This is a genomic window from Neobacillus niacini (assembly GCF_048572935.1).
GTDB classification, from domain to species: Bacteria; Bacillota; Bacilli; order Bacillales; family Cytobacillaceae; genus Neobacillus; species Neobacillus niacini.
In genome coordinates this window covers 3569458-3587594 of sequence record NZ_CP183883.1, presented here as the reverse complement: position 1 = coordinate 3587594, position 18137 = coordinate 3569458, and the positions used below count along the sequence as shown (strand labels likewise).

15 protein-coding genes are annotated in these 18137 nt (G+C 41.1%); 1 reads left to right on the top strand and 14 read right to left on the bottom strand.

Translation table 11 applies throughout. The features are described 5' to 3' along the window. Positions 1–61: 61 nt before the first annotated feature. From ftsZ to ACN6MT_RS17685, 4 genes are all read right to left on the bottom strand, one after another. Positions 62–1189, bottom strand: coding sequence for a cell division protein FtsZ (gene ftsZ, locus ACN6MT_RS17700; protein ID WP_411833326.1), 1128 nt, complete (start codon positions 1187–1189; stop codon positions 62–64). 296 nt (positions 1190–1485) lie between these two features. After that, complete coding sequence (locus ACN6MT_RS17695; RefSeq protein WP_419887306.1) at positions 1486–2406, bottom strand: DUF1002 domain-containing protein; 921 nt, start codon at positions 2404–2406, stop codon at positions 1486–1488. A 173-nt stretch (positions 2407–2579) separates the two neighbouring features. Next, positions 2580–3404 (bottom strand): NAD(P)H-hydrate dehydratase, encoded by an 825-nt coding sequence (locus tag ACN6MT_RS17690; RefSeq protein WP_419956472.1) that lies wholly within the window; start codon positions 3402–3404, stop codon positions 2580–2582. 42 nt (positions 3405–3446) lie between these two features. Next, positions 3447–4127, bottom strand: a complete 681-nt coding sequence (locus ACN6MT_RS17685; RefSeq protein WP_419887305.1) for an NAD(P)H-hydrate epimerase — start codon at positions 4125–4127, stop codon at positions 3447–3449. Positions 4128–4215: 88 nt separating this feature from the next. On the opposite strand from ACN6MT_RS17685, the gene ACN6MT_RS17680 reads away from it, so the two are divergent. Continuing rightward, positions 4216–5208, top strand: coding sequence for an NADPH:quinone oxidoreductase family protein (locus ACN6MT_RS17680; RefSeq protein WP_419887304.1), 993 nt, complete (start codon positions 4216–4218; stop codon positions 5206–5208). Between the two features lie 342 nt (positions 5209–5550). Here the strand turns inward: ACN6MT_RS17680 and ACN6MT_RS17675 are convergent, their stop codons facing one another. The 10 genes from ACN6MT_RS17675 to cysT form a co-directional block, all read right to left on the bottom strand. Further along, the gene (locus ACN6MT_RS17675) at positions 5551–6336 is read right to left on the bottom strand and encodes an IclR family transcriptional regulator (RefSeq protein WP_419887303.1); all 786 of its coding nucleotides are present in this window, start codon (positions 6334–6336) and stop codon (positions 5551–5553) included. 45 nt (positions 6337–6381) lie between these two features. After that, on the bottom strand, positions 6382–8559 hold the full coding sequence (locus tag ACN6MT_RS17670) for a malate synthase G (RefSeq protein WP_419887302.1): 2178 nt from the start codon (positions 8557–8559) through the stop codon (positions 6382–6384). A gap of 52 nt (positions 8560–8611) precedes the next feature. Next, on the bottom strand, positions 8612–10057 hold the full coding sequence (locus ACN6MT_RS17665; RefSeq protein ID WP_419887301.1) for an FAD-linked oxidase C-terminal domain-containing protein: 1446 nt from the start codon (positions 10055–10057) through the stop codon (positions 8612–8614). Further along, entirely contained in the window at positions 10038–11390 is a 1353-nt protein-coding gene (locus ACN6MT_RS17660; protein WP_419887300.1) for a (Fe-S)-binding protein, read from the bottom strand. Before ACN6MT_RS17660 ends, ACN6MT_RS17665 begins: the two co-directional genes overlap by 20 nt. Position 11391: 1 nt before the next feature. Continuing rightward, positions 11392–12708 carry an FAD-binding oxidoreductase gene (locus tag ACN6MT_RS17655; RefSeq protein ID WP_419887299.1) on the bottom strand — a complete coding sequence of 439 codons (1317 nt, stop codon included), beginning with the start codon at positions 12706–12708 and terminating at the stop codon, positions 11392–11394. 184 nt (positions 12709–12892) lie between these two features. Beyond that, positions 12893–13675, bottom strand: coding sequence for an NAD-dependent protein deacylase (locus tag ACN6MT_RS17650; RefSeq protein ID WP_419887298.1), 783 nt, complete (start codon positions 13673–13675; stop codon positions 12893–12895). Between the two features lie 328 nt (positions 13676–14003). Then, positions 14004–15197: a MalY/PatB family protein gene (locus tag ACN6MT_RS17645; RefSeq protein ID WP_419887297.1), complete on the bottom strand. Its 1194-nt coding sequence runs from the start codon at positions 15195–15197 to the stop codon at positions 14004–14006. 140 nt (positions 15198–15337) lie between these two features. Then, positions 15338–16402, bottom strand: a complete 1065-nt coding sequence (locus ACN6MT_RS17640) for a sulfate/molybdate ABC transporter ATP-binding protein (RefSeq protein WP_419887296.1) — start codon at positions 16400–16402, stop codon at positions 15338–15340. A 40-nt stretch (positions 16403–16442) separates the two neighbouring features. Further along, entirely contained in the window at positions 16443–17291 is an 849-nt protein-coding gene (gene cysW, locus ACN6MT_RS17635) for a sulfate ABC transporter permease subunit CysW (RefSeq protein ID WP_419887295.1), read from the bottom strand. 14 nt (positions 17292–17305) lie between these two features. Next, the gene (gene cysT / locus ACN6MT_RS17630; RefSeq protein ID WP_419956471.1) at positions 17306–18091 is read right to left on the bottom strand and encodes a sulfate ABC transporter permease subunit CysT; all 786 of its coding nucleotides are present in this window, start codon (positions 18089–18091) and stop codon (positions 17306–17308) included. Between the last annotated feature and the right edge of the window lie 46 nt (positions 18092–18137).

Sequence of the window (18137 nt, the reverse complement as noted above, 5' to 3'; positions counted from 1 at the left end):
CAATTATTTTTCGGTCTAAAATAGGCTGCCGAGTTTATTCTCAGCAGCCTTATTTTTGCTTTTATCTTCGATTACGATTACGCAGGAATGTAGGAATATCCAACGTATCTTCAGAATGCTGTCTTTGTCTGTCCTGGCTAGGCGCAGGGTCTTCTTGAATATTCTGCTCACGTCGAGAGATTCCCTGAGATTGTGGTCTTGAAGTAATATCCCGTGAAGGACTCACTGTGTTCTTTTTAGAAGATAATTCTGTCTCTGTAAACCCTGTCGCGATTACCGTAATCATAATTTCATCTTTTAAGTCTTCATTGATAATTGATCCAAAAATCATGTTTAATTCCTTGTCCGCAGCAGAAGAAACGATATCAGCTGCCTCTTGAACTTCATATAAACTTAAATTGCTGCCGCCAGTGATGTTCATGAGGACACCCTGAGCGCCATCGATAGAAGTTTCTAACAACGGACTTGAAATAGCCTTCTTCGCTGCTTCCACAGCGCGGTCCTTACCTTTCGCCATGCCGATACCCATTAATGCCGTCCCTTGATTAGACATAATCGTTTTCACGTCTGCGAAATCGAGGTTTATTAATCCAGGTACCGCGATTAAATCGGAAATTCCTTGTACACCTTGTCTGAGCACGTTATCGGCCTCACGGAATGCTTGAATCATAGGAGTCTTTTTATCTACGATTTGCAATAGTTTATCGTTTGGAACAATAATCAAGGTATCCACTGCTTCACGCATTAAATCAATTCCAGCAGCTGCATTCGTTGAACGTTTACGACCTTCAAATCCGAATGGGCGTGTCACAACACCAATGGTTAAAGCACCAAGCTCACGGGAGATCTGGGCAATCGCTGGTGCAGCTCCAGTCCCGGTTCCTCCGCCCATACCTGCAGTAACAAAGACCATATCTGCTCCCTTTAGTACTTCTTGGATCTGCTTTCTACTTTCCTCAACTGCATTTCTGCCAACCTCAGGATTCGCTCCTGCGCCTAAACCTCTGGTTAAGTTTGCACCGATTTGCATCTTAATTTCTGCTTTTGATAGTTTAAGTGCTTGAGCGTCAGTATTAACAGCAATAAACTCAACACCTTGAACTCCGTCTTCTATCATTCGGTTTACAGCATTATTTCCCCCGCCGCCAACACCGATTACTTTTATTCTTGCAACTTGATCTATGTCCATTTCAAAATCCCACACGATAGAATTCCTCCTGCTCCCTAATAGTTCATTATTCAAAATTCAAATAATTCAAATGTTTATGTTTAGATAACTCAAGCTAATAGCAGATTAATTATGCTAGTATGTACTATAATCTAACTAAAGCAGATTTTCATTGAATTTTGTCGAAACTTTTTCCTTAAATACCATTTTAACAAAAAAATGGGGATTTTTATATAGTCCTGATGTCATTCCTCTTTTTTTTATCATTAAAATTTCATTACAAACGAAAGGCTCAGTAGGATAACTGAGCCTTAAAACTACGAGAATATGCTTTTAATACTTTCAATTAATTGTTTAAAGAAATCGGCTACTTGCTGTAGAAAATTCTTATCCCCCACTGCTTCCTCAATCCGCTGCTGAATATCCTGGGTAAGATTTTCAAGCTGTGATTTAACATTATCGAAGTTAATATTTAAATCTCTCATTTTTTCAAACAAATCTAGTAACAGCTGACGGTCCTCCGGACTTAAGCTGATTTCAAGCGTCTTTAGTTTTTCATCAATAATTGCTGCGACTTCTTCTTTTGTTGCTGGGTTTTGTTCAGCAATTTCCTTTTTGATTTCTGTTAGCAGCTCACTTACCTTATCCTGATTCAGTCCTTCTTTTTTTGCTAAATCAGTAGCCAAGTTTAATTCCTCATTGGCTACTTCAGTACGCCCCAAATCTAGCGCTGCGCCTTCACCTTCATCATAAGCCTTATAAATTCCTACTAATGCAGAGTGTCCACTAACTTTAACAGGAGAAGCCACATCAACAACTGCGTCTTGAATTCCAGCAGTCAACAAGGCGTTTGCGTACATTTCATCGGTAACCTCCGTAATATTTTCTGGCGTTACCTGATTAATCACAAGTCCTTCTCCAGCATCCTTCCGCGTGATTTTAGCCGAGGAATACATATTAGAGTGTGCATCACCTTTAATATACTTCACTAGGTCTTGTCCAGAAACCGTAATCTCTTTCACTTTGCTTGTGTCCGTTACTTTTAAAAGATCTCGCACTTCTTCCTTTTGAGCAGCTGATAATGCTTCCCCGTAAACGACGATAGGCAGCCCAAACTTTTCATTGATACTCTCTTCAGTATTACTATTTGTATCGGCAAACACCTTGCTTGTACTACTTACGGATACTAGTAATGCCAAAATAATAGCAAATGCTGTCACCTTATAAAAATTTTTCAAATCAATCACTCCTTATCAAATTTCTAAGCTGCTTAAAATAAAAGACGGAAAAATAGAATACTAGGTTTCAACTCAATAATAAAACCAAACGAAGACATGCTATCAGCTATCTAAAAATTTTTCCTTTTTCTATTTTAGTTCAAAGTATTAAATTTAGTACACCAATAAGTATTCTACATTTCGTTTAAAAGTCTCTTTACCCCATCGATAATATCAAAAGGCATAACACCATAATGCGATAATTCTTTCGCTCTTTCTTCACCAGCACGAGCATGTAAATAGCTCGCAGAAATAAGCGCGTTTATAGGTGAGGCTCCCTGAGCAAGAAAGGACGCAATAAGACCTGTTAGTATGTCACCGCTCCCGCCTTTTCCGAGGGCATCATGGCCGTGTGGATTAATATATAACCCTCCTGATGGTTCAGCAATTACAGAACGGTGTCCTTTTAAAAGTAAATAGATTGAATGCTCTTTGGCAAATTGTCGCGCGATTTCAAATCGATTTCCTTCTACTTCCTTAACCGATATATTTAGCAGCTTTGACATTTCTCCTGGGTGTGGAGTCATGATTACCTGACCCTTATAGTTCTTAAGTAAATCCTTTTGATTACTCATTAGGTAAAGAGCGTCCGCATCAATGACAACGGGTTGATTGGTCAGGTTAGAGAATAATGCTTTCATCCACTCTTCTCCGTTTGGAAATCGGCTTATTCCTGGCCCAACAGTCACACAGTCATATTGATTTAACAATGGTGCTAGCTCCTCGATTGCCTTTTCAGCAAAATGTCCATCCTCTGCTGATAAAGGTAATAATAAAGATTCAGGATTTTGTGCAGCTGCCATTGGATAAATCGTTTCTGGTATGGCTAAAGTGACTAGTCCTGCTCCAGTATGCAAGGCGGATTTTGCTGAGAAGATTGGAGCACCAACGTATTGCCGAGAACCGCCTAGAATAAGTACATGACCGAAAGTGCCCTTATGACCATGTTTTGACCGGATTGGAATTGCAGCCTTGGCGAGACGCTCGGTAATTAGTTTAGGTTAATCTAATCCTAAATCTTTGACAATCGTAGGCGGTACAGAAATGTCTACAGCCTTCCACTCACCAATATGTTGGGGGCCTTCATTTAAAAAGAATCCTTTTTTAGGGAACACAAAGGTAACCGTCATCGAAGCTTTTATGGCTTCCCCCTGGACTTTACCGGTATCACTGCTAACGCCGGATGGGATATCAACTGAAATAATTGATTTCTTACCTTCATATGTATTGACCAGCGAAATAACGTCTTTTAAAGGTTCTCGGACTGGACCGTTTACACCTGTTCCTAGTATCGCGTCGAGAATAATGTCTGCTTGTTTTAATTGATCCCGAAGCATTTCTAAACCCTTTTCTTCGAGGTGAAATAGGGGTAGTTCTCTTTTTATGTATACTTCAAAATGAATTTTCGCGTCTCCTTTTATACGTACAGGGTCTACTAAGAGCCATACCTGTGGATGTAATCCAATATCAAATAGCCTGCGTGCAATGACGAAACCATCACCGCCATTATTGCCGCCTCCTGCTAAAACAATCACTCTTGGACGGGTACTGGTTGTACTTTGGAGTATTTCCTCTACTACTCTCGCTCCCGCATTTTCCATTAACACAACACCAGGTAAGCCGATTTTTTCAATCGTATACTGATCCATTTTCTGCATTTCCTTTTGTCCTGCCGCGAACATGAACATCACTCCATTTAGAGTTCTATACTTTTATAATAATGTAGTATGATGGAAATGGAAAATTTAATAATGGAGAGGGTGTTATGTTTTGAAAGAGGATTTTAAAGCTTTAGTCGTTAATAAGTCAGAAAGTGATTTTACGGTTGGGATTAAACCTATTTCTTTAAATGATTTACCTGCGGGTGAAGTTTTAATTAAAGTTGCTTATTCAAGTATTAATTACAAAGACGGCTTAGCCAGTATTCCTGAAGGTAAAATTGTCAGGTCCTACCCATTTGTACCGGGGATTGACTTAGCAGGAGTAGTGGTTTCTTCCGAAGACCCCCGCTACAGAGAGGGAGATCAAGTCATTGCTACTAGCTATGAAATTGGGGTTTCCCATTATGGCGGTTACAGTGAATATGCGCGGATTCCCGCTGATTGGATTGTCCCATTACCTGATGGCCTATCTTTAAAAGAAGCGATGATCTATGGGACCGCTGGGTTAACGGCTGCCCTTTCCATACAGAGACTTGAAGAAAACGGACTCTCTCCTGAAAAAGGAAAGGTGTTGGTTACTGGGGCTACTGGCGGCGTTGGAAGTATCGCAGTTGCCATTTTGGCAAAACGAGGATACGATGTTGTTGCCAGCACTGGAAAAGAAAGTGAACACGACTATTTACATAAACTTGGTGCCAAAGAGGTTGTTTCTCGGGACGAAGTTTACAACGGGAAGGTCAAAGCATTAGATAAACAGCTTTGGGCCGGTGCCGTCGATCCGGTTGGCGGAGAATCCCTTGCGGCTATTTTAAGTAAACTTCAGTACAATGGGTCAGTGGCGGTCAGTGGATTAACGGGCGGCGGCAATGTACCTACCACGGTGTTTCCGTTTATTCTTCGTGGGATTAATCTTCTTGGTATTGATTCAGTGTACTGTCCAATGGAAGTCCGCAAACCGCTCTGGGAGCGAATGGCCCGTGACTTCAAACCGGAAGTTCTAGAATCCATTTCCAAAGAAATAAGTTTAGAAGAGCTTCCAGAGACTCTTCCTGTGATATTACAAGGACAGGCAAGAGGCCGTTTTATAGTTAGGCTCTTTTAAAAACTGAATGTTGATTTCACTGTATTTGGAGAATAAGCGGAGAATTTCCGTTTAAATTGGCAAATACCCATATTTCCTTAAAAATAAGCGGAGCTTTTCCGCTTATTGTATCCAAACTCTTGGTTTTTGTCTTATTTAAAGCTATTAACCGGAATACCTTCGCTTATATATGCTTTCTAAGCTTCTCTATATACAATAGCCGGAAATTCTCCGCTTATGAAACTCAACCCTACACGAAAATCAACATTGAATAATAATAGAGCCAATCGAAAAGCCGCAAAACTAGGTAAAGTTTTGCGGCTTTTCTTCTTTTAGTAGTTTTCGGGCTCTCATCAATTTGCCTTAGTTTTCACTATTTACAGGAACTAGATACCCAAGTCTTGCTGATATTTTCTGGCTTGTTTGGATCATAATTGGTCCGAGCTGTTTCAGACGTTCGGTTGTCATTCGTGTCGTTGGACCAGAAATACTGACAGCCGCAACCACATTTCCTAAATGATCAAATACAGGTGCAGCGATACAGGTTATACCATACTCGTTTTCTTCTAAGTCTAACGCGTAACCCCTTGTTCTTATCAGGTTAAGTTCACGCAGGATTTCCTCCGCTGTAGTAAGGGTATGGTCTGTATGATAAGGCATCCCTTTTCGGTCAAGGATGGAGAGTACTTCCATTTCAGGCAAATGGGAAAGGATCGCCTTCCCAACGGACGTACAATGCATTGGGGCTCTTTTTCCAACCTTTGAATGTGTTCGCAGGGTTTCATTTCCTTCTAATTTTTCAATATAAACGACTTCACCCTGGTCATAGACAACCAGATGAATCACTTCATTCGTCTTATTTTCAAGTTCTTGGAGAAATGGTTTTGCTTCGGTTCTTAGATCAATGGATTCTAACAGCTTTGAGCTAATGTCCAGGAACTTATAGCCCAGCTTGTATTTACCTGTTTCCGTATCCTGTTCGATATAACCATATTGCACAAGGGTGGATAATGTTCTAAAAACAGAGCTTTTATTGATATCAATTTGATTGGCAATCTCGGTAACACCGAGACCGCCCTTTTTCATACCCACAAGTGCAATAATATCCAGTGCCCTGCTTACGGATTTTACGACATTATCTCTTTGCAAACTTCCCCACCTCTTTGCCAGGGCATTTTGAAAAAAATACCCTGATTAGGATCGAACTGAATATTTGGCTTTCGCTTCCAAACGGCGGCTATGCAAGATTGGTTCCGTATATCCGCTTGGCTGGTCATACCCCTTAAATATCAAGTCACACGCTGCTTGGAATGCCACAGATTGCTCTAAGTTATCGGCCATTGGTCTATATGCAGGATCGTGGGCATTTTGTTCATCTACTACTTTCGCCATTCTTTCCATCGTTTTGACCACTTTTTCCTTCGTACAAATTCCGTGGTGCAGCCAGTTCGCAACATGCTGGCTGGAAATACGAAGGGTGGCTCGGTCTTCCATGAGCGCGATATTAGTAATATCAGGTACTTTTGAACAACCGATTCCCTGCTCAACCCACCTAACGACATAGCCAAGTATTCCTTGGGCATTATTATCCAACTCTGCTTGGACTTCTTCTGGACTCCAATTCGTATCGTCAGAAACAGGAATTTGTAAAATATCATCCCGTAAATCAGAAATACTGCCGAGAAGATTATTTTGTACATCTTTTACATTTACTTGATGATAATGTAGAGCATGAAGCGTTGCGGCTGTCGGCGATGGAACCCATGCTGTATTTCCTCCAGCCATTAAGTGACCTATTTTTTGCTCGAGCATGCTCTTCATTAAATCAGGCATTGCCCACATTCCTTTACCGATTTGAGCACGTCCTTGGAAACCGGTTGAAAGACCATTATTCACATTTGACTTTTCATAGCTTTGCAGCCAAAGTGTAGATTTCATTTCATTCTTTCTAATCATCGCACCTGCCTCCATCGACGTGTGCATTTCATCACCGGTCCGGTCTAAGAATCCAGTGTTAATAAAGACGACACGCTCTTGCACTTCCTTGATACAGGCTTTAAGGTTTAACGATGTACGGCGTTCCTCATCCATTACCCCAATTTTCAGGGTATTTCTAGCTAACCCCAGCAAATCCTCTGTCCTGTTAAAAAGCTCATTTGCAAAAGCGACCTCTTCTGGACCATGCATTTTTGGTTTTACAATATAGATAGAGCCTTTTTCTGAGTTTTTGAATGTAGTGTTTCCTATTAGTGAATGCTTTGCACATAGAGAGGTAACAACAGCGTCGATAATACCCTCCTGTACCTCATTCCCGTTACCATCAAGTATGGCATTATTGGTCATTAGATGGCCGACATTTCGAACCAGCATTAAAGCGCGCCCTGGCAAGGTAAATTCACTGCCACTAGGCAACACATAACTGCGGTCAGGATTGAGTGTCCGATTTAAGGTTTTATTTCCTTTTGTAAAAGTGGCACTTAGGCTGCCTTTGTTTAAGCCAAGCCAATTACGATATACGAGAACCTTATCCTGTGCATCAACAGCGGCCACAGAGTCTTCGCAGTCCATGATTGAAGTAAGAGCCGACTCTAGGAGAATATCTTTTACACCTGCTGCATCCGTTTTTCCGATCGGATGAGCTCGGTCGATTTGAATTTCAAAATAATTATCATTATTTTTCAACAACACAGCTGAAGGCTGTTTTGAATCACCTTGATACCCAACGAATTTTTCTTCATTTTTCAAACGGGTAATATCTCCATTACGTAAGGTAACGTACAAACTTCCTTGGTCAATAGTATAACTTACTGCCTCTTTATGTGTTCCAACTTGTAGAGGGATTGTCTCATCAAGGAAATTCCTAGCAAAAGCAATGACTTTCTCGCCGCGAACAGGATTATATCCACTTTGGTTTTGTGCGCCGCCTTCATCACTAATCACATCTGTACCGTATAAGGCATCATACAAACTTCCCCACCGGGCGTTTGCCGCATTAATGGCATATCGGGCATTATCAACAGGTACAACTAATTGAGGACCCGCTTTTAGCGCAATTTCATCATCTGCACCTTCAGTAGATATACTGAATTCCTCTGGTTCTGGCAGGAGATAACCGATTTCTTCTAAAAATGTTTTGTAGCTATCAAAATGGAAGACTTTATTTTCACGGTGCCATCGATTAATTTTTGTTTGCAATTCCTCCCTCTTTACTAGCAATTCCTTATTTTTCGGAGTCAACTCTTTAATGATATTTTCAAACCCTTCCCAAAACTGCCCCTGGTCCACTTGGCTTCCCGGCAATGCTTCAGAATTTATAAATTCATATAACTCACTGGCAACTTGTAATTCCCCTACATTCCTATATTTATTCATTCGACATTCCTCCCCAATAGTAGTTGTTCTTTAATACCAAACATCGTTTCTGTTATACTTTCATCTCTTTTTTTATTTCAACACAGCGTCCTGGTGTCGGGAAAAGTTTCCCGGCATTTAAAAGATTATCAGGATTAAATACTTCACGAATATTGGTTTGTGCTAGTATTTCTTCCTCTTTAAAAACAAAACGCATTTCCTCTCTCTTTTCGATTCCTACCCCATGCTCACCCGTAATCGTTCCACCAACATCGGCACAAGCCTTCAAACAAAGACTTCCAGCTTCTAATGCTTTTTCGATCTCACCCGGTACACGGGCATCAAATAGAACGAGTGGATGGAGATTCCCATCGCCTGCATGAAAAATATTCGCTATCCTGAGACCTGATTCTTCACTAATTTGCGCAATTTTCTTCAGTACCTCTGGGAGCTTGCTTCTCGGAATTACACCGTCCTGTACTAAATAATCCGGTGAAATGGCACCCATCGCTCCAAAACCTGTTTTACGATTGGCCCACCACCTACCTCTTTCTGCCTCATCCTTGGCGGCACGGACCTCTCGTACATTACTTTTTTTACAAACCTCCAAAATCTGGTTGATTTGTTCCTCTATGCCCGCGGCAATGCCATCAACTTCAATAAGTAAAACGGCCTCAATATCCTTCGGATGTCCGACAGGGAATGCAGCTGCCTCTACCGCTTCAATGGCAGTTTTATCCATCATTTCCAGTGCTGCAGGAACAATTCCTGCTGAGATAATATCTGAAACCGCCTGACTTCCATCCTCCACCTTGTCAAAATAAGCGAGGACTGTCTGTTTTCCTTCTGTATTTTTTAAAATGCGAACCGTTATTTTAGTAACTATTCCTAAAGTTCCCTCAGAGCCAGTCAAGAGTCCGAGTAAATCGTATCCAGGCTCATCCAAAACTCCATTCCTGCCAATCTCAATAATCTCTCCATTCGGCAGAACGACTTCAAGACCAAGAATATGGTTCGTAGTGACTCCATATTTCAAACAATGTGCACCACCCGCATTTTCTGCTACATTCCCTCCAATCGTACAGCAATACTGGCTCGAAGGATCAGGGGCATAGTAGTAACCTCTGTCAGAAATGGAGTTTGTTAGTTTAAGATTGACGAAGCCTGGTTCTACCACTGCTCTTCGATTTTCAAGGTCAACACTGATTAGCTTTTTCATCCGAACCATGCTAATGATGACTTCCCCATTAACAGGAATGGCCCCGCCGCTCAATCCTGTTCCAGCACCACGAGCCAGAAATGGGAGACTATGATCAGAACAATACTTTACTAATTTCGAAACTTCCCCCGTATTTTTTGGAAAAACAACCGCCTTTGGCAAATGTTTATGAATGGTAAATCCATCGCAATCATATGCGAGTAGGTCCGCTTTTTTATATAAAATAGAGTGTGGTCCCCCGACAATTGTTGCAAGATTGATAATGTGCTTGTCAGTGGTATTAATCTTTAAGATGGGCATGTTTTTCATCCCCTTCTTGTTTTTGATAGGCCCAGTCAAGAAGCTGAACAGTGTGGACAATCTTCTGGTTTCTTCCGTATTTTTGCACACCTAAGGCCATTTGCATCATGCAGCCGGGATTTCCCATCGAAATCATTTCGACATCCTCTGGAACGTTTTCCATTTTACTTTTGAGAACCGCATCCGCCATTTCAGGATTGGTAATATTATAGATTCCCGCGCTCCCACAGCAGCGGTCTGCGTTTGGCATGTGTACCATTTCTACTCCTGGAATATCAAGCAGAATGTCACGGGGTTCCTGCCTCACTCCTTGCCCATGCGCTAGGTGACAAGCATCATGATAGGTGATTCGGGTAGTAATGGCTGCTCTTGGCTTTTCATAGCCAGTGTCATGCAAGTATTTGGAGATGTCCACAACCTTCTCCTCAAATACTTCCGCTCGTTTTTTCCATTCTGGTTCATCACGGAACAACTCTGTATATTCTTTCATCATACAGCCGCAGCCAGCCGCATTAACGATGACCGTTTTGGCTTTTTCAAAAGCTTCGATATTCTGCTTTGCTAGCTTCCTGCCCATTTCACGGTCACCAGCATGAACATGCAGTGCACCGCAGCAGGTTTGATTTGTCGGGATGGTCACGTCATTTCCATTCCGAGTGAGAACATTAATGGTGGAATCATTGATATCACTAAAAAATACATCCATTACACAGCCAGTCAACAGTGCCACTTCATGCTTGGTTTCACCTTTAGCTTTTATATGAGTTTTTCGATCTGAGCGTTTGACATCCGGCATAATCGATTCCAGTTCGATTAAGTGCTGTGGCATGATAGTGATTAGTTTTGTTTTCCGAACCGCCTTTTGCAATCCGCTCCGCTGGTAAAACCGTAACAAACCGCCGAGAGAACGTAAGCGATTACGGTGCGGGAACACCCCATGAAGAAAGAACTTGTTTACCGCTCCCTTCCAGCCTTTAAGCGGCACCGCTTGCCGGATTTGGCCTCTTGCTTCCTCAATTAGCCCGCCAACATCGACATCAACCGGACAAGCAGTCGTACAAGCACGACAATCAAGACAGGAAAAAACAGGATTCGCAAAGTGTTCATCCACACTCAACTTTCCTTCTGCCACTGCTTTTATGAGATAGACACGGCCTCGGGGTGAGTGCTGTTCTTCTCCCGTTTGTTCATATGTAGGACAAGATTCCAAGCACATCCCACAATGAACACAATCTGCCCACTTTTTTTCCTGCGGCGGATCACGCCATAGATAGTTTCCTAGAGAGGATGTACAAGGCATGTCTTGATTTACATCACTTTCCTTTACACTCATGCTAGATCCCTCCGACATAACGATTCTTATTTAAGATTTTGTTGGAATCAATTTTTTGTTTAATCCCTTCATGCAGAAAGTGTGCCGCTGTTTTTTCTCCCCAAACATTCAGTTCTTTTCGGAGCGAAAATGGCAGGTGCTTCACAACAGCATACCCTCCATTCTTCTTCGCACTTTTTCTTATGTGTTGAATCGCAGATAAAATATCCTCGGCTGCACCACGAATGGTCAGGTGACAAATGCCCGTCGCTAAACCTCCATGTGCTTCGATGGAAACATGACAAGCATCCGCGGTTAGCTCTGCCTCTTGTAAAATTTTGATAGCTTCTAAGTTGACAACGCCAATTTTGAGAACTGCCTCTGTGGTAGGTATGTTTACTAAGCCGTTAGGTTGGTGGTGGTAAAAATCATCCCAGAAGGAAGTGGCTTCATTTTGTGATAGGGATCTTAGGGTGGTTTTTTCAGGGACAATACTTCTGATAACATTTTCTTGATACTGTACTGAACTTTTTACATCTTCAAACGAAATCAGCATCGTGTATTGATTAATGTTTGTCAATTTCCCAGCTAAGGAGGGGTTAAGTAACTCGAGGCTAATGGGTTCCATCATTGAATCAAGCACCTTTGAAGCAAATGCTCGAATTTCTTCAACACTTCTTTCAGAGAAAGATACAAAAAGAATAGATTCATATTGCGCAATTGGTCGCAGCTTTACGGTCACTTGTGATACAACACCAAGGGTTCCCATTGCTCCAATAAACAATTTATTCATATCATATCCAGCGACGTTTTTTACTACTTTGCCACCTGAACGAATCAGAGTTCCGTCGGGATAGACCATCCGGAGGCCGATCACATTGTCTCTGGCTGATCCATATCCTATTCTTTTGGGACCGCTATCGTTGGCTGAAACAATTCCCCCGATTGTCGCATGTTCTGGAATGAAAGGATCCAGTGGAACTTTTTGTTTGTATGGTGCTAAATAAGTTTGAATTTCTTGGAAGGAGGTACCGGCTTTCACCGTCAATGTCATATCCCCTGGATTATGCTCAACGATTCCAGTATATTGAGCTAAGGATAAGAGAATGTCTGCTTTTTCAAGGAGCCCGCCATATCCTCTTTTTGTACCGCCTCCCATGATGAAGACAGTGTTTTTATTGGCATTGGCATACTCTAAAATAGCTGAAATTTCTTGTTCTGTTTTTGGAAAAACTATTACTCTGCCAGTATTTCCAAGAGGATGTTGGTCGTCTTCGTCACTAATCTGGATGTCTTTAAAAACTGCTTTAAATTCAGTTAAACTTTCATTTGTAATCAATCGCTTCACCTCGATTTGTTGCGTAATAACAAACAGCGTTTCTCCTTTATTATAAAAAACCTACCCTTTAATTCTATTTTCCCTTCCGTTAATTGTCAATCTATTTAGAAAATTTGAAAAACCCCCAATATTGCTCTGGGGGCGCCCACTTTTTATGCTATTTCCAAAACAAAATCTGCTCTCTTTAGGAAATCGGTGGATTAATATGATGATCAATTTTGATTAAGGTTTCTCCTATGGATTCATGAATTACATAAGATTCCTTACTTTTATCATATGGGGAATCGCCTTTATTCACAATAATCAAAGGGGTACCTTCTCTTCTATACTGCGGAAACGTCGAGAATGGGGTTACCTTTAAACTTGTTCCCAATACTAATAAGCAATCCGCCTGATGGATGATGTTAATAACTTCGTTGAAGCCCTCAGTCGTAAACCATTCACCGGTATCTCCAAATAGGACAACATCGGGTTTGATATACCTTTCATTTTTAGCAGGCGTACTGCAATGGTCACAAACATAGAAGTCTTCCATCGTGTTTAGTCTGGTGATCATTTCTTCGGTGGAATAGGTATTTCCGCAATTTTGACAAGAAGCGGTTTTCATGGTGCCATGAAATTCTATCACCTTTATAGAACCCGCTTTTTGATGGAGACCATCAATATTTTGCGTGATAATATGACTAACCTTTCCATTGGTTTCCCATTGAGCAAGGATTTCATGTCCTTGATTGGGAAGTGCTTCTGGGTGGTAAAGATTTTCAATAGCAAACAGATAAAACCCCGCAGGGTCATGATAAAAATTATCAAGTGAGAGTATATATTCAGGTGCCATTTGATAAATCCCTGTTTGGGAGCGAAAATCCTTAATGCCTGATTCCGTACTAATGCCTGCACCCGTTAGGACGACAATATTTTTTGCATTTTGTATCAGGTTTGTGCAGGTTTGAAGCATGCTGCTCTCCATGTCATCACTCCTATAAAACTTAGCGCTTTTTCAGGGATATCAACTTGTGTAATATATGCTAACATCTTGCTAGCATTCTGCTACATGTCTATATTTTCAGCTATACGCAACTAAATCCAGCTCATCCACAACTAAGCCCAGCCATCCACAACTAAACCCAGCTCTTCCGCAACTAAACCCAGCCATCCGCAACTAAGCCCAGCTCTTCCGCAACTAAGTCCAGCCATCCACAACTAAGACCAGCTATCCGCAACTAAGTCCAGCTATCCGCAACTAAGTCCAGCTATCCGCAACTAAGTCCAGCTATCCGCAACTAAATCCCAATTACCTATTTCAAATCTTCAAACTCTCGGGCGATTCTCTCAAAGGCTTCTTTTATCATGGGTCTTGGTGATGGAATGCAGATTCGTTGATAGTGCTGACCTTCTTCGCCGAACATTTTTCCATCTTCTAATAGGACATTGGCTTTGTTATAGATTCGATCATGAACTTCATCCGGGGATATGCCGTAGCCGCTAAAGTCCATCCACATAATATAAGTTCCTTCGGGTATTCTCACCTTCACTTTTGGCATGTTCTCTGCTAAAAAGTCCACTGCCCATTCCATGGTTCCGTCAACATACTCTTTCAGTTGCTCTAACCAATCCTCTCCCTCATGATAAACAGCGAGGAGGGCTGAAACAGTAAAGGGTGACGGCAGGTGCATGCCCATGACGCCAAAGAAGGTTTTCCTCAGCTCAGGATTCGTGATAATTACATTGGTACAATGTAGTCCTGCTACATTAAAGGTCTTGTTTATCGCCGTAAACGTAATAATTTTGTCAGCGTGCTCAGGTGCTGCTTTGGCAATCGGAATAAAGGTATGATTTCGTCGAACGATATCGCCATGAATTTCATCTGCTATGATTAACACATCATTTTTCGCACAAATATCTGCTAATTTTCTTAGCTCATTGGTAGTAAACACTCTTCCGGTTGGATTATGCGGGTTACATAAAATGAACATTTTGGTGTTTTCATCTGAAGCCTTTGCTTCAAAATCATCAAAATCAATGGAATAATAACCTTCCTCATCACTTTGGAGCGGATTATTTACTAACGTTCGTCCATTTGCCTCGATAGAAGATGTAAAAGGAGGATAAACTGGCCGCTGGATAATCACTCCATCTCCTGGTTTTGTATGCGCCCTTACAGCAACATTCAAAGCATGGACCGTCCCTGGACTGTAGACAATATCTTCCTTCTTGAACTCCCAATCATGTCTTTTTTTAAACCAATGCTGAACCGCTTCGAAATACTCATCAGGAAATACAGAATAACCAAAAATACGATGATCAACGGTCTTATGTAAGGCGTCTATTAAGGGCTGTGGAACCGGTAAATCCATATCGGCTGTAAATAATGGAATGGTATCTTCATCATATCTTTCCGTGAGACCCATATTTTTTATCATTTGACCTCCATCCCATTTTACGGAATATGTCCCTCTCCGATTAACAATTTCATCAAAGTTATATTTCATGGTATCTTCCCTTCCATTCTTTTTTTATTGCTATTTGACAAAAATTTCTTATTTCTAATGTATGCTTAATATATATATATTTCAATCATAACGATTCCTCAATAAAAATAAGTGCCAGGATTTCCTAGCACCGTTTCCTTCTATATTAATTTACTTTTTAACGTGTTTCTAATACCCATTTTTGCTTCATGTGTTTTTTTATTTTCAGAATTAGAATCAAATACAACAATATTTTTAAATTCTGCAAAAAGAATATCACCTCTTTTTACAGGACCCAAATTGTGATACTGTTCGATACTCATTTCTGATTCAAAAAGAACACCCGTATTCTGCCGTTTTAATTCAATCCTTACAGTAGATCCGATAATGTGAATATGTGAAACCTCAGACAAGATGCTGTTTCCTTGGGAAAATTTACGCAGGGTAATCTCATGCGGCCGAATATAACTGATTGCCTCCGACCCTTCATAATCGCGAAATTCATTTACTCTTCCTAAGAAACTATACACAAAAGCGTTTGCTGGCTTTTGATATACTTCCTCCGGTGAGCCAATTTGTTCAATTTTCCCTTGATTCATCACGACGACAGTGTCAGCCATTTCTAATGCCTCTTCTTGATCGTGGGTAACAAAAATCGTGGTTATGTTTAGCCTTTGATGGATTTCCCTTAACCAATGGCGCAGTTCCTGACGCACCTTGGCATCGAGTGCTCCAAACGGTTCGTCAAGAAGCAGGACTTCTGGTTCTACAGCAAGTGCCCTGGCTAATGCAATACGCTGTCTTTGTCCCCCTGAAAGCTGGGAGGGATAGCGATTAGCGAGCTGCTCTAATTGAACGAGCTTCAATAATTCATTTACTTTTTCAGCAATCTCATTTTTAGAGGGACGTGTTTTCCTTGGTCTTACCTTTAATCCAAAAGCTACATTTTCAAATATCGTCATATGCTTAAACAACGCGTAGTTTTGAAAAACAAACCCTACATTCCGTTCTTTAATCGTTTTATACGTGTAATCCTTGTCATTGAAAAAGATTCCTCCAGAATCTAACCCCTCCAAACCTGCAATGAGCCTTAGAAGAGTGGTTTTTCCAGAACCTGATGGTCCTAATAAAGCTACAAAATCACCGGTTGGAATTTCTAGATTTACTTCTTTAACGGCCGGAAAGTTTCCAAACGCCTTTGATACATCCTTGATTGTAATCCCCATTTGTACAATCCTCCATTTTAATAAAACACTTTATCTCTGTTTAGTGTTTTCTCGTTTTCCACTCCACAAGGCTTTTTAAAATTAATGTTAGTATTGCAAGAAGTGCAAGTAAGGAAGCCGCGGCGAATGCAGCTGTAAAATTGTATTCGTTATATAGAATTTCAACATGAAGAGGAATGGTATTGGTTAACCCTCTGATATGGCCGGAAACAACAGATACCGCTCCGAATTCACCCATGGCTCGGGCGTTACAAAGAATAACCCCGTACAACAACCCCCACTTAATATTGGGCAATGTCACCCGAAAAAACATTTGCCAGCCGCTTGCACCAAGTGTAATGGCGGCTTGTTCTTCTTCCGTTCCTTGCTCTTCCATAATGGGGAGTAGTTCTCTGACCACAAATGGGAAGGTAACAAAAATAGTCGCTAAAATGATTCCTGGTACAGCAAAGATAATCTTGATATCATTAGCCTCTAAAAACGGACCCAATACTCCCTGTGAACCAAACAAAAGAACAAAAACAAGGCCAGCAATGACCGGTGAAACGGCAAACGGGATGTCAATTAAGGTAATTAAAATATTTTTACCTCTAAAATTAAACTTTGTTATCCCCCAAGCAGCCAGCACGCCAAAAATCGTATTAACAGGTATCGTGATCGCAGCGGTAAGTAACGTTAATTTAATTGCTGATAATGCGTCTCGTTCAGTCAAAGAAGCAAAGTACAGCTCAATTCCCTTATTTAGTCCCTCAGAGAACACAGCGATCAAAGGCACAAGAATAAATAATCCTAGAAACCCTAAAGCTATCGTAATTAACACCCATTTTTTTAGGAGACCCGGCTCAGTATTGGATTTTATATTTTTCTCTCGAAGCTCTTGAACAATCATATTCCCTATCTCCTCTAGTTCATTTGATACTTTTTCGTTGTTTTCCACTGCCAAAAATTGATTAAGAATAATAGAACGAATGAGAATACAAGCATGACAACCGCGATTGCGGCAGCACCCGCATAATTGAATTGCTCTAATTTCGTAATGATGAGCAATGGAACAATTTCCGTTTTCATCGGCATGTTGCCGGAAATGAAAACAACTGAGCCATATTCCCCCAAAGCCCTTGCAAAGGCAAGGGCAAATCCTGTTAAAATCGCGGGGAAAATGGCTGGTAAGATAATTTTCACGAAGATCTGAGTCGAACTGGCACCAAGTGTAGAAGCTGCCTCTTCATACTGACGATCTAAATCGTGTAACACCGGCTGGACCGACCGTACAACAAAGGGAAGACCGATAAAAGTTAAGGCAACCATAATACCAAGTGACGTATAAGCTACCTTTATTCCCATAGCCTCAAAGTATTTCCCTATCCATCCATTAGGAGCATAAATGGTGGTAAGCGCAATCCCTGCCACTGCCGTGGGAAGAGCAAAGGGTAAATCTACTAGGGCATCAATGATTCGTTTGCCATAAAAATCGTACCTTACCAATACCCAGGCAATCAGTGTCCCGAATACCGCATTAATCAAAGCGGCAACTAACGAGGTGTAAATCGTCAATTTATAGGAAGCCACCACTCTCTCATCCGTAACGGTCTCCCAAAATTCTGCCAGGCTAATCGTCGATGCTTTTAAAAATAGAAATGCTATTGGAATTAATACAATTAGGCTTAGATAAATGAGTGTGTACCCCATAGAAAGGCCAAATCCAGGTAGAACTCGATGTCGTTTTTTCTTATCA

Bases quoted from the DNA above. Each gene is read 5' to 3' on its own strand.
- ftsZ (WP_411833326.1), bottom strand. From the start codon at position 1,189: ATGGACATAGATCAAGTTGCAAGAATAAAAGTAATCGGTGTTGGCGGC.
- ACN6MT_RS17685 (WP_419887305.1), bottom strand. From the start codon at position 4,127: ATGTTCGCGGCAGGACAAAAGGAAATGCAGAAAATGGATCAGTATACG.
- ACN6MT_RS17670 (WP_419887302.1), bottom strand. From the start codon at position 8,559: ATGAATAAATATAGGAATGTAGGGGAATTACAAGTTGCCAGTGAGTTA.
- ACN6MT_RS17665 (WP_419887301.1), bottom strand. From the start codon at position 10,057: ATGCCCATCTTAAAGATTAATACCACTGACAAGCACATTATCAATCTT.
- ACN6MT_RS17660 (WP_419887300.1), bottom strand. From the start codon at position 11,390: ATGAGTGTAAAGGAAAGTGATGTAAATCAAGACATGCCTTGTACATCC.
- ACN6MT_RS17650 (WP_419887298.1), bottom strand. From the start codon at position 13,675: ATGGAGAGCAGCATGCTTCAAACCTGCACAAACCTGATACAAAATGCA.
- ACN6MT_RS17645 (WP_419887297.1), bottom strand. From the start codon at position 15,197: ATGAAATATAACTTTGATGAAATTGTTAATCGGAGAGGGACATATTCC.
- ACN6MT_RS17640 (WP_419887296.1), bottom strand. From the start codon at position 16,402: ATGGGGATTACAATCAAGGATGTATCAAAGGCGTTTGGAAACTTTCCG.
- cysW (WP_419887295.1), bottom strand. From the start codon at position 17,291: ATGATTGTTCAAGAGCTTCGAGAGAAAAATATAAAATCCAATACTGAG.
- cysT (WP_419956471.1), bottom strand. From the start codon at position 18,091: ATGGGGTACACACTCATTTATCTAAGCCTAATTGTATTAATTCCAATA.